This window comes from Actinoallomurus sp. NBC_01490 (genome assembly GCF_036227085.1).
Taxonomy (GTDB): domain Bacteria; phylum Actinomycetota; class Actinomycetes; order Streptosporangiales; family Streptosporangiaceae; genus Actinoallomurus; species Actinoallomurus oryzae.
Genome location: NZ_CP109433.1, coordinates 7045003 through 7057740 on the forward strand (window position 1 = coordinate 7045003; position 12738 = coordinate 7057740).

Below are 12738 nucleotides of genomic sequence, written 5' to 3' on the forward strand. Positions count from 1 at the left end.
GTCCAGATGCCGCCTGCGGACACGTCGCGCTCAGATCCAGCCGCGCCGGACGGCCTGGGCGCCGGCTTGGAAACGGTTGTCGGCCCCGAGCAGCTCCATCAGGTGCTTCATCCGCCGGCGCATCGTGCGGGTGCTCAGGCCGAGCTGGCGGGCGATCGCGTCGTCCTTGAGACCGGCCAGCAGCAGGGTGAGCAGCCGGCGGTCCTCCTCGGCGAGCGGTGACCGCGAGTCCGTGCCGAGGGGAGCGGCGTGTTCCCACGTGAACTCGAAGAGCTGGATGAGGGCGTCCAGCAGCGCCGATGAGTGCACGAGCGCGGCCTCCGCGGTGGCCTGCTCCATATGCAGGGACACCAGGGCGGCGTCGCTGTCCGCGATGGCCAGCTTCACCGGGATGCCGCCCGCCACCCGCGCCTGCTCCCCCAGCGACGCGAGCTTGTGGAGGTCCTCCAACGCACCGGGCTGTTCGAGTGCCTCCGGCGTGTACACCGCCCGCCAGCGTACGCCGCGCCGAAGCGCGCCGGGCTCGACCGGGTTCGTCGCGGCCAGGACATAGGGCGGCCGGTCCAGCATCCGCATCTCCTCGCGGACCCCGTGTTGCAGCCGCAGGAACCGGCGCGCCACCTCGTCGCGCCCGGTGACGATCTCCACCGCGCCCGCCTGACCCGCGCGTTCCCTGCGGAACAGCACCATCATCTCGGCCGCCGCCGTACGCAGCCGGGCCAGCGCCTGCTCCCGGTCCCGGATCAGGGTCTCCAGCGCGACGTCCGGCTCCGCGGCGGCATAGCGCCGCGGCCGGCCGGAGAGCCGGCTCACCAGACCGCGGGCGCGCAGCCGGTCCAGCGCCCGCACCAGCCGATCCGGGCCGTACCCCAGGCGCGAGGCCAGCTCCCGGGCGGTGGCCTCGCGCCCGGAGAGCAGCTCCCGGTACACCATCTCGTCGAAGGCCGTCACGTCGAGCGGTGCCAGAATCCGGCCGTCCTGCAGCATGCCCGCATCGTGTCCGGAATGTGCCAACGTCCGCAATGAGCCACGAATAACGATTGTTGGCCTTTGTCGCAGAAGGTCATTCTGAGCCGGTGATCAAGAACCGAAGGCTGTGGCCCGTCCTGGCCGTGGTGGCCCTGGCCGCCGCGGTCGTCCCAGCCGCCGGCGGAACCGCCGGCGCCGAGACCCGCGCGGGCCGGCGGGTCATCATCGAACTCGACACCGCGGCCGGAGCGCGCGCGGCTGCCCAGCAACAGACTCTGCGGGCCCAGGCCGACAAGGCCGGTGTGGCCCTGCGTCCCTCGCGGCAGTTCTCCCGGCTCGTCAACGCGGTCGCCGCCACGGTGCCCGCCGACCGGCTCGCCGCCGTACGGACCCTGCCCGGCGTCAAGGCGGTCTACCCGGACCTGCCGATGAAGGCCACCGCCGAGGCGAACATCGACCTCATCGGCGCACCCGGCCTCTGGAAGCGCAAGGACCGGGCGGGCCGTCCCGTCACCGGTTCCGGCGTCACCGTGGCGGTCATCGACACCGGCATCGACGCCACCCATCCCGACCTGGCCGGGAAGGTCGTCGGAGGGCACGACTTCGTCAACGATGACGACGATCCCGCCGACGACAACGCGCACGGCACGCACGTGGCCGGCATCGTCGCGCAGACCGCGCCGGGTGCCTCGCTCACCGCCTACAAGGTGCTCGACGCCGACGGAGCCGGCTACGAGTCCGACATCATCGCCGGTCTGGAGGCCGCGGTCGATCCGGCCAACCCGCACCGTGCTCAGGTCGTCAACATGAGCCTCGGTGGGGCGGGCGACGGCACCGACCCTCTCGGGCAGGCCGCCGCCCACGCCGCGCAGTCCGGCGTGGTCGTCGTCACGGCGGCCGGCAACGCGGGTCCGGGCGCCTCGACGGTCGGCACGCCGGCCGCGGCGGACGGAGTCGTGGCCGTCGGGGCGTCGTTCAGCGGAGTACGCGTCCCGGCCGCCCGGCTGACCCGCACCGGCGAGGAACTGCAGACCACTCGGGCCGACTATTCGGCCAACCCACCGGTGAAACCGGTCACCGGCACACTCGTCGACCTCGGCCAGGGCCGGCCCGCCGACTTCGACGCGGCCGGTGACCTGCACGGCAAGGTCGTCGCGTACTCCGCGCTCGCCGGCAGTCCGGCGCTGGCCCGCGAGGCCGAGGACCGGGGCGCGATCGCCGCTCTCATGTACGCGAGCGCGTCGGCCGGCCCGCAGTTCGCCGGCGGGGTGCAGCCGGCCACGCCCAAGACGCTCGACTCGGGCGACGACATGCGCATGGACAAGATCGTCGTGATGAGCGTGGACGAGACCCAGTGGGCCGAACTCGGCCGGCTGAGCGCCCAGGGCAAGGTCCAGATCACGATCAGCGGCAAGGACGTCACCGACCAGGTCGCCGGCTTCAGCTCCCGCGGCCCGACCACCCGGTACACGCTCAAACCGGACCTGGTCGCACCGGGCGTCGAGATCCGGTCGAGCGTGCCGAAGAGCCTGTGGCCCTCCGGTGAGTACCGGATGTCCGGCACGAGCATGGCCTCGCCGCACGTGGCGGGCGCCGCCGCGCTGCTGTCCCAGCTCGGCACACCGCACGTCGCGGCAACGCTCATCGGTGCCGCGAAGCCCCTGGCGGGCACCGACCCGATGACCCAGGGCAACGGCCGGCTCGACGTGGCCGCCGCGGCGGACGCGACCGTCACCGCCCAGCCGCCGACTATCTCGTTCGGCCTGGCCGACCTGCGCGACCGCACCACGAAGGCGAAGACCACGGTGACGCTCACCAATGACGGACACGCCCCGGTACGGGCGCGCCTCGGCACCTCCGCGGCCCCGGGCAGCCCCGGCCGGGTCCGGGTCACCCCGGCGAGTGTGACGATTCCGGCCGGCGGCAGTGTGAAGGTCACCGTGACCGCCACCGCCGACCGCGCCGCCACCGACACCGACGTGAGCGGCTGGGTGACGGCCGGGAACCGGCTCCGCGTGCCGTACCTGCTGGCCCTGCGGCCACTGCTGCTGACCACCAGTCCCGATCCGAGCGACGGTCACTCGGAGGTGTTCGCCTACGCCCCGGCGGACCTGGCCGCGCCCCCGGTCGTCACGGTGACGGCTCCGGGCGGGAAGCGTACCCGGGTGACCGCGACCCTCGACCACGACCGCTGGTACCGCGCTCCGGTGACCGGTGCGAAGGCCGGCGCCTACACGGTGGAGGCACGGGCGACGACGACCGGCGGACGGGCGCTGTGGGGCACGGGCACGTTCGAGGTGACCGCGACATCGAGCGGCGCCTGGGAGCCGATCGGACCGAACGGCCAGGCCGGGCTGCTCGCGAGTTCTCCGGCAGCTCCCGACCAGCTCGTCCTCGCCCAGCCGGGCAAGGCGGGGCTCTGGCTCACCACCGATCAGGGCAGGAAGTGGCGGCAGCTCGACCGGCTGCCGGTGGCCGGCGGCACCGGCACCGTCGTCGTGGACCCGAAGAACCCCGAGCGGATGTGGTACGCGGTGAACGGCCGGCCCTACGCCGACTCGCCCTCGGCCTTCGACCCGACGTACGAGGGCAAGGTGCTGGCCACCGGCGACGCGGGGCGGACCTGGCGGACCCTCCCGTTCCCCAACACTCACATCGACGCGTTGCTGTCCGACGGTCACGCGCTCGTCGCGGTGACGGCCGGCGGCGTCGTGAGCAGCGATGACGGAGGAGCGCACTGGACCACACACGCCGTGACGCTCCCCACGGGGGTGACGGGCGCGGCGCTGACCGGCGGCGACCTGTACGTGAGCGCGTACGGCGGCGTCTGGGTCGTACGGGAGGCGACCGGTGACGACCTCGCCCCCGCACAGCAGGTGCTCGAGACCACCGGCTGGGCCTCTCCGGTCGGCGTCGCGGCGGACCCACGGCTCGTCGTCACGGCGACCACCGACGGCACGGTCCGCGGCTCGCGTGACGGCGGCCGTACGTGGAGCGTCCTGCACGAGAACGGATCGGACGGCGGCTACGCCGTCTCGGTGCGGATGGTCGGCGGAACCGTGTACGTGGGCGGCACCGGGCAGGATCTGGCCGGCCGGGACCACGGCACCGCCTGGAGCCCGCTGCCCAAGCCGGCACGGGGCCCGGTCGATGACGACTTCGGCGCGCTCGGGGACAGCACGCTGGTGTCGGCCGAGAACGGCGGCCTCTACGCGACGGGCGACAACGGCGGCCACTACACCCGGATCGGCGTCCAGGGCACGTCGGTGCACGCGCTGGCACTCGGCGAGCGGAAGGACGGCACGACGGCGCTCGTGGCCGGCACCGACACCGGGACCACCGCGACCCCGCTGCCGACCGGCCAGAGCGTGAACCCCGAGTGGGGTGGCAACGGCCAGGAGGGGACCGTCGGCACGGCGATCGGCCAGCTGACGGCCTCACCGTCCGACCCGCGCGTGCTGTGGAGGGTGCGCACCGACGCGTTCCGCGGACTCTGGTTGTCGCGATCCGCCGATGGCGGCGCGACCTGGTCCGACGTCGCCCGCCAGGCCGAGACGCCGACCGCCCTGCTGGTCCACCCGGCCGATCCGCAGGAGATCTCGATCGGCTTCACGAGCCTGGCCGGCGACGGTCTGTACGTCACCCGGGACGGCGGCACGACCTGGCGCAAGTATGTCCTGGGCCACAGGGTCGAGGCGATCGCGGGCGCCCCGGACGACGCGCGCCGCGTGTGGATCGGCACGCCCGACGGCCTGTACCGATCCGATGACGGCGGCGCGCACATCACCAAGGTGAGCGACGGCGCGGTGTCGGCGATCGCCATCGACCGCCGCGACCCCCGGCGGGTCGTCACCGGTGGCGCCGCGCTGCGGGTGAGCGACGACGGCGGCCGCACGTTCCGCACCGGCGACGCCGGCCCGCTGACGATGCGGGTCTCGTCCCTGCTCGTGTCACCGCACGACCCGAACGTGCTGTACGCGGGAACCACCTCGTTCCGGGCGAACGGCCTGCTCGTGGGCGGCCGGGGCGTACTGCGCTCGGCGGACGGCGGGCGTACGTGGCAGAACGTGTCCTCGGGCCTGCAGAACACGGCCGTGCTGAGCCTGGCCATCAGCCCGGACGGCGGGTGGCTGTACGCCGGTACCGATCAGGGCGGGATCCACCGGCTGCGGCTTCGGGACAAGTAGCCGGCCCGTTGCCGTCACCGGCGATGACGCCGGTGACGGCAACGGCCGCCGAGGCCGTGCCGGACGGACCGTCGGCTCAGGCGGCCGTGCGTACGGGCAGCGCGGTCAGGGCGCGGAAGGTGGTCGAGTCGCGCCACCGCGGGGTTCCGGTCGCCGGGGTCATCGCCGGGAAGCGGGCGAACAGGCGGGTGAGGGTCTCCTGGGCCTCCAGGCGCGCGAGGGCGGCGCCGAGGCAGAAGTGGGCTCCCCCGCCGAACGCCAGGTGGGACGGGCCGGAGCGGGTCAGGTCGAGGCGGTCCGGGTCGGGGAAGCGGCGCGGGTCGCGGTCGGCGGCGTCGATGCGGACGAGGACCTGCTCGCCCGCGCGGATGGGGTGGCCGCCGAGGAGATGGCCGGTGAGCGCCACGCGGCCGACGAGCCGTACCGGTCCCATGTGGCGCAGCAGCTCCTCCACCGCACGCGCGGGGTCGGTGAACAGGTGCGGCAGCTGCCGCGGGTGACGCATGAGGGCGAGGGCGCCGTTGCCGATCAGGTTGGCGGTCGTCTCGTGCCCGGCCGCGAGCAGGAGCACCGTGGTGGCCAGCACCTCGTCGACGGTGAGGTCGCCGACGGCGAGCAGCGCGCTGATGAAGTCGTCTCCCGGATGACGACGCCGCTCGTCGATGAGCGGCACGAGGAACAGGGTCACGGCGGCGAAGGCGTCGACGGCCTCGGCGAAGTCGTCGGCACCGGCGCCGACCTCCAGCATGCGGGCGAGGCGGGGCGTCTCCGCGCGGAACAGCTCGGCGCCGTCCGTGCCCGCGTCGAGGAGTTCGGCGATGATCGCGAGCGGGACGAGGTGACCGAGGTCGGCGACCAGGTCCGCGGTCTCCTCCAGGGTGTCCAGTGCGGCGTCGACGATGGACGCCACGCGCGGGCGGATCCGCTCGACGGCGCGCGGGGTGAAGGCCGGGGCGATGAGGCGGCGCAGCCGGGTGTGGTCGGGCGGGTCCATGAACAGCAGCGCCGCGAGGGGAAGGTCGCGTGCCGCGGGCGGGGCCGGCGGGCTGCGCCGCGGGTCGCTGCTCCACCCCGGCTCGCGCAGCACCGCGGACGCCTCGTCGAAACCGGTGACGATGTGGGCGCCGAGGCCGGCGTTCCAGGTGACGGTCACGTCCTCGCCGCCCAGAACGCGGCGTCCAGCTCGCCGAGCGGAGTGCCGGGAGGAGCGTCGCAGTCCCATTCGTCCCGGATGGCCGCCCAGGCGCCGGTCGCGCGCAGGCCGGCGAGGACGGCGGTGACGCCGAGGTCGATCCGCGTGATCATCAGGTACTCGGGCTGCAGGGACAGCTTCCGGGTCACCTGGCTGTAGCGGCCCAGGGGCGAGTACTCCGACCGGATGAGGGCCTCGGCGTACTCCGGCGTGTAGGTGAACGGCTGTGGCGCGAGCAGCGGTTCGAACTGCTCGCGGAACCAGGCGAGCAGGTCGGCGGGGTCGGGCGCGTCGGCGGGGTCGACAAGACCCGCCCCGCTCGCCGCGCGGAACAGCGCTTCGGCGTCGCCGTCGACGGCGGCCCGCACGATCGCCAGCATGGTCGCCACATGCCGGGGTTCGAACCGCTTGACGCAGCCGAAGTCGAGGAACGTCACGCCGCCGTCCTCGTGGAACAGGTAGTTGCCCGGATGCGGGTCGGCGTTGAACATCCGTTGCCTGCGCAGGCCGCCGAGCGCGAAGCGGAAGATCGCCTCACCCCAGCGGTCGCGCAGCCCGGCGTCCGCGGTGAGCGCCCGCGGCCAGCGCAGCCCGTCCGCGCGTTCCATGGTGAACACCCGCCGGGTCGACAGCTCGGGGACCACCTCGGGCACGTGGATGAACGGATGGCCACGGTACGCGTCGGCGAAATGTGCCTGGTTGCGCGCCTCGGCCCGATAGTCGATCTCCTCCCCGATGCGGTCGGCCACCTCGCGCGCCAGCGCGCGCACGTCCGCTCGGGTCAGGTCGGGGGCGAGCGTACGGACCAGGGAGAAGAACGTCGCCAGCAACTCGGTGTTGCGCAGGTCGTCCCGGATCGCCTCTTCGACGCCCGGATACTGGATCTTGACGGCCACCCGGCGGCCGTCGTGCAGCCGCGCGCCGTGCACCTGCCCGATCGAGGCGGCGGCCAGCGGCTCGGAGTCGAACTCGGCGAACACCCGCGCCGGCGCGGCGCCCAGCTCCTCTTCCACGACCGATGCGGCCAGGTCGGCGGGCATCGGCGGTGCGCCGTCCTGCAACCGCGCCAGCGTCGTCTGGTAGATCGTGCGGTATTCCGCGGGCACCGCCGGGCCCACGGCGGCGAACGACAGGATCTGCCCCGCCTTCATCAGCACGCCCTTGGACCGGCCGAGCGTCCGGGCGTAGCGCTCGGCCGCCCGGACGTGGAAGTCCTCGTCCTGCCCTGCCCCCATGCGCCGGCGCAGTGACGCCACGACGGCCTCGCCCGCCGTCCGGCCCGCCAGCCCGACGAGCGGGGCCGCCCGGCGCACCCGCCCGTGAGGAACGACGTGCGATCGCCCGCGCCCCTGCCGCTCCGGCCGTTCCGGCATCGCGACACTCCCCGTGAAATGGACACTTGGTTTTCCTCAGTGTTTACTTAGGAGCGTGGCGACGTCAACCTCAACCCGTGAACGGATCGTCGACGCGGCGATGACGCTGTTCGCCGAGAAGGGCTACCGCGGCACGAGCGTGGCGCACATCGAGGCGGCGGCCGGGCTCACACCGGGCGCCGGCGGCCTCTACCACCACTTCCGCACGAAGGAGGAGGTGCTGGCCGCCGGCATCGAGCGGCACCTGGCCCGGCTGAGCGCCCTGCGCGACATCCGGGGCGTGTTCGGCGGCCTGGGCGACCTGCGCGCCGAGCTGATCGTCACCGCCCGCTACACGCTCGCCGAGCTCGACAACGAGACCGAGCTGCTCCGCATCCTCGCCTCGGAGGCACGGTCCCATCCGGACCTGGTCGAGGGCGCCGTGCACCGGCTGATCGACGCGACCTACGCGGAGTTCGCCGGCTGGCTGGCCGAGCGCACCGGCCTGCCCGCCGAGCGGGCCGAGGCCGTGGCCGCGATCGGGCTCGGCGCCCTGGTGTCGGCCCGCCTGCTGACCGGCGTCCTCGGCGCCGCACCCACCGGCGTGGACGACGAGACCTTCGTCACCACCTGGGTCGACATGATGACCAACGCCATCGGCCCGTGAGCGGCGAGCGCGCCGGCCTCATCGCGACGGCGGGGCCGGGTAGTCCGCGAGGTCGATGCCGGATGCGAACCTGTCGGCCGTCCACAGCATCGACTTGAGCAGGAGCCTGCGTTTGAACATCTGGTTCCGCATGGTGATCCGCGCCTGGGTCGGCGGGGCGAGGAACGGCCCGGCGTTGCCCTTCCTGGCCACCTTGGCATAACCGCGGAGCTGCTCCTCGTACCGCCGGAACGCCGTCCGGTGGTCGCCGCCGGCCGCCGCGAGCTCCCCGGCCAGCACGTACGCGCCGACGACGGCCAGGCCGGTGCCGAAGCCGCCCAGCGTGTTGCCGTACGCGGCGTCGCCGACCAGCACGACCCGTCCCCTGGCGTAGTGGTCGATCTCTACCCTGCTGATCGAGTCGAGATAGAACTCCGACGCTCCGGAGAGCGCGGCGACGATCTCGGGGACCTGCCACCTCGCGCCCTCGTAGGCGCGGGCGAGAAGCCGTTTCTGCTGGTCGGGGTCCCAGCGGTCGTACTCGAGCGGCTCGGAGGCGAAGACGAAGAACGCCGACGCCTTGTTTCCCCAGAGCGACACCATGCGGCCCGGCTCGTTGTACATCACGCTTCGCACGGCGGGGCCCGCGGCGGCGATGTCGGCGAGCGCGTAGTAGTGGCCGAGGAAACGGACGTAGTCCGCTTCGGGGCCGAAGGCGAGGCGGCGAACGTTGGAGTGGATGCCGTCCGCGCCGACCACGAGGTCGAACGTCCGGGGCGCGCCGCGCTCGAAGGTGACGTGGACGCCGCCCGCCGTCTCGGTCAGCGAGGTGATCGAGTCGCCGAAGACGTACTCGCAGCGCCCCGCCGTCCGCTCGTACAGGAGGGCGGCCAGGTCACCGCGGCTGATCTCGATCTCGCCGCCGGTGAACGCGCCGGGTATGACCGCCCGCGTCCGGCCGTCCGCGTCGATGAGGTCGGTGTCGTGCCCCCCGGTCTGCCGGCGGCGCACCTCGTCGAGGATGCCCATCCGCGCCAGCACCGTCATGTGGGCCGGGCCCTTGAAGTCGACGGCCTGGCCGCCAGGGCGCAGCGCGGGCGCCTTCTCGACGACCGTGACCGTGCAGCCGTGGCGCTCCAGCCAGTAGGCGAGGGCCGGGCCGGCGATGCTCGCGCCGGAGATGAGGACTGTCGTGTTCTTCATGTCCCGAGCGTCGCCGGGGGCGCTGACGGTCCGTGCGCTATCCGCTGACAGTCTCGTCGATGACTGTCAGCGCCTGCGCGCGGGACATCCGGGCACCGTGTGCGAACGCCGTCGCGAACGCGTCGGCGCCGATGAGGTCGCGGGCGCGTGCCGCGGCGAGGTCGGCGTCGCGATCGCGGGCCACGGCCGTCCCGCGCAGCGCGACCGCCGCGCCGAGCAGGACCGCGGCGCGCTCGCCCGCCCCGTCCCGTACGGTGAGCCCGGCCAGGCCCGACACGGCCTCGGCCAGGTCGACGGCCATCGGCGACTCGCGTGCGGCGGCGACGGCGCGCCGGTGCCAGGTCCGCGCCGCGTCGTCGTCGTTCTCCGCCTCGGCGAGCCGGCCCAGCGCGGTGTACGTCCACGGCTGCGTCGTCTCCAGTCCGAAGCCGGCGCTCCCGGCGACGCGCAGCGCCTCGTCGAGCCGGCGGCGGGCCTCGGCGAGGTCGCCCCGGAACCGGGCGATCTCCGCCAGACCGTGGTGCACCGACGCGGGGGCGTCCGCCCGGCCCGCCCGCCGGGACAGCTCCTCCGCACGGTGGAGGTCGGCGAGGGCGGCGTCGAGGTCGCCCTCCCGGATCAGCGTCTCGGCACGGCGCACGAGAACGTCGACCGCCTCCTCGTCCGCGCCCAGTTCGCCGAACAGCGCGAACGCCTCCCGCCAGAGGTCCCGGGCGCGGGCCCACTCACCGCGGCGGCCCGCGGCCACGGCGAGCCAGTCGAGCGCCTGCGCGGTCCCCCACCGCTCGCCGAGCGCGCGGAAGCGGGTGAGCGTGTCCTCCAGCCGGCGTTCCCCTTCCGCGGGATCGCCGCCGAGCAGGGTTGTCAGCGCGAGGCCGAGCAGGCCCACCGCCCGGCTCCAGGGATCACCGCCGAGCACGCGTTCGTTCGGCGCCCCGGACGCCCCCGGCGGTCCGGACGGCCCGACCGTCATCCCCCGCAGCACCACGGTGAACGGATACCGCAGCGGCCCGTCCAGCGACCGCAGGATCGACTCGGCACGTCGCCAGTGGTCCGGATCGGGGTGCGGCAGAGCCTGCACGACGCACGCGACGTACTCCTCCCCGTCCAGGCCCTCGGTGGGCGCACGGAGGATTTCGGCCGCGGCCGCGCGGATCTCGGCGCGCCGTCCGCTCAGCCAGCCGTACGCGCCGAGCGCGGCGACCAGCCGGGCCGCGGTCCCCGGATCGTGGCGTACGGACCAGCGCAGGGCCGCCATCAGGTTCTCGTGGTCGGCGGAGATCCGGGCCAGCCATTCGAGCTGTTCCGAGCGCCGCAGGTGGGGGTCGGCGCGCTGGGCGAAGTCGAGGAAGTAGCGGGCGTGGGCGGCGCGCACGTGCCCCTGCTCATCGGCCTCGGCCAGGCGTTCGGCGCAGAACAGGCCGATCGTCTCGGACATCCGGTAGCGGACGCCGTCCGTCTCGGCGAACGACTTGTCCACCAGGTCGGCCACCAGGTCCGCGGCGTCGTCGCCGCAGACCGCCTCGACGGCGTCCGGCGACGCGCCGCCCGCGAAGACGGAGAAACGCCGGGCCGCCGCCCGCTCGTCCGGCGTGAGCAGGTCCCAGCTCCACTCGACGACGGCGCGCAGGGTCTGGTGCCGGGCCGCGGCGGTGCGGTCGCCGCGCGACAGCAGCCGGAACCGGCCGTGTTCGGTGAGCCGGCGGGCGACCTCCGCCACGGGAAAGGAGCGCGACCGCGCCGCGGCCAGCTCGATCGCGAGCGGCAGCCCGTCGAGCGCGGCGCAGATCCGGGCGACCGCCTCCGCGTTGTCCGCTCCGATCGCGAAGCCGGGCCGTACGGCCGCCGCCCGGTCGGCGAACAGCCGCGCGGCCGGGTAGTCCGGAACGTCGGCGGGCGCGGAGACCGCCGGCGGGACGTCCAGGGGGCCGAGCGGCACGAGGGTCTCACCGGTGATGCCCAGGGGCTCCCGGCTCGTGGCCAGGATCCGCAGCCCCGGGCAGTCGCCCAGCAGCCGGCGGGCCAGGGCCGCCGCTCCGGCGACGACGTGCTCACAATTGTCGAACACGAGCAGCAGGTCGCGGTCGGCGATCGCCGTGGTCAGGCGCCCGGCCGGGTCCGGCGGCTCCAGTGCCCGCAGCCCCGTCTCGCGCAGGCCCAGCGCGCCGAAGACCGCCCGGGGAACCTGGTCGTCGTCCTCCAGCGGGGACAGATCGGCGAAGACGACCTCGGACCCGTCGCAGGCCGTCGCCTCGATCGCCAGCCGGGTCTTGCCCGCGCCGCCGGGGCCGGTGATCGTGACCAGCCGCGCGTCGCCCAGCGCCTCGAGGCGCGCGAGCTCGCGTTCACGGCCGACGAAGCTGGTCAGCCGTGCCGTCGGCCGCCGGCGGGGCACCGGGTCCGGCCGGTGGTCGCGAAGGACGGCCAGCTGGATCGCGGCCAGCTCCTGCGAGGGTCCGGTGCCGAGCTCCTCGGCCAGCAGGTGGCGTGTCTCCTCGAAGACCGTCAGTGCCTCGGCCGGCCGCCCCGCCGCGTGCAGGGCGCGCATGAGCTGCCCGCGGAGCCGCTCGCGCAGCGGGTGCTCGGCGACGAGGCGGCGCAGCTCCGCGATCGGCGGGCCTTCGGGCAGGGCCAGCTGGGCCTCGATGAGGTCCTCGGCCGCGGCGAGCCGCATCTCCTCCAGGCGGGCCCGGTCGGCGTCCGCGTGGGGCAGGTCGGCCAGTGCCGGTCCGCGCCACAGGTCGAGCGCCCGCCGAAGGACCGTGGCGGCGTCCGCGTGGGCCCCCGCGTCCAGGAGCCCGCGTCCGTCCCGGGCCAGCCGCGCGAAACGATGCGCGTCGACGTCGTCGGGGTCGACCGCCAGCCGGTATCCGGCTCCGTCGAACTCGAGCGTCCCCGCCGGCAGGTGACGCCGCAGCCGGGACACCTGTGCCTGCACGGCGTTGACGGCGCCGGCCGGCGGCTCGTCGCCGTACTGACCGTCGATCAGCCGGTCGAGCGTGACCACGCGACCGGCGTTCAGGAGCAGCATGACCAGCAGCGCACGCGGCCGAGGCCCGCCGACGGAGATCACCTCGTCGCCGGCCGACCGTACGCGCAAGGGCCCCAGGATGCCGAACCGCATGCCGCGATTATCCCGGTGGTTCCCGAAGCCCGTGCGCGCGCGGACTTCGCGCCGAACCGGCCGAG

7 protein-coding genes are annotated in these 12738 nt (G+C 74.3%); 2 read left to right on the forward strand and 5 right to left on the reverse strand.

Annotated elements, in window-relative coordinates; genetic code table 11:
- Positions 1 to 30: 30 nt before the first annotated feature.
- Complete coding sequence (locus tag OG417_RS32775; protein ID WP_329236739.1) at positions 31 to 987, reverse strand: helix-turn-helix domain-containing protein; 957 nt, start codon at positions 985 to 987, stop codon at positions 31 to 33.
- 89 nt (positions 988 to 1076) lie between these two features.
- On the opposite strand from OG417_RS32775, the gene OG417_RS32780 reads away from it, so the two are divergent.
- On the forward strand, positions 1077 to 5156 hold the full coding sequence (locus tag OG417_RS32780; protein ID WP_329236741.1) for a S8 family serine peptidase: 4080 nt from the start codon (positions 1077 to 1079) through the stop codon (positions 5154 to 5156).
- Between the two features lie 76 nt (positions 5157 to 5232).
- Here the strand turns inward: OG417_RS32780 and OG417_RS32785 are convergent, their stop codons facing one another.
- Positions 5233 to 6309, reverse strand: a complete 1077-nt coding sequence (locus tag OG417_RS32785) for a cytochrome P450 (protein WP_329236743.1) — start codon at positions 6307 to 6309, stop codon at positions 5233 to 5235.
- A complete protein-coding gene (locus OG417_RS32790) occupies positions 6306 to 7721 on the reverse strand; it encodes an ABC1 kinase family protein (RefSeq protein ID WP_329236745.1) in 1416 nt (471 codons plus the stop codon). The genes OG417_RS32785 and OG417_RS32790 overlap by 4 nt, the downstream gene beginning before the upstream one ends.
- Before the next feature lie 55 nt (positions 7722 to 7776).
- Between OG417_RS32790 and OG417_RS32795 the strand changes: the two genes are divergently transcribed.
- The gene (locus OG417_RS32795) at positions 7777 to 8367 is read left to right on the forward strand and encodes a TetR/AcrR family transcriptional regulator (protein WP_329236747.1); all 591 of its coding nucleotides are present in this window, start codon (positions 7777 to 7779) and stop codon (positions 8365 to 8367) included.
- A gap of 18 nt (positions 8368 to 8385) precedes the next feature.
- On the opposite strand, the gene OG417_RS32800 is transcribed toward OG417_RS32795, so the two are convergent.
- Together OG417_RS32800 and OG417_RS32805 are read right to left on the reverse strand one after the other, a co-directional pair.
- The gene (locus tag OG417_RS32800; protein WP_329236749.1) at positions 8386 to 9549 is read right to left on the reverse strand and encodes an FAD-dependent monooxygenase; all 1164 of its coding nucleotides are present in this window, start codon (positions 9547 to 9549) and stop codon (positions 8386 to 8388) included.
- 37 nt (positions 9550 to 9586) lie between these two features.
- Positions 9587 to 12673: a BTAD domain-containing putative transcriptional regulator gene (locus OG417_RS32805; RefSeq protein ID WP_329236751.1), complete on the reverse strand. Its 3087-nt coding sequence runs from the start codon at positions 12671 to 12673 to the stop codon at positions 9587 to 9589.
- Positions 12674 to 12738: the final 65 nt, after the last annotated feature.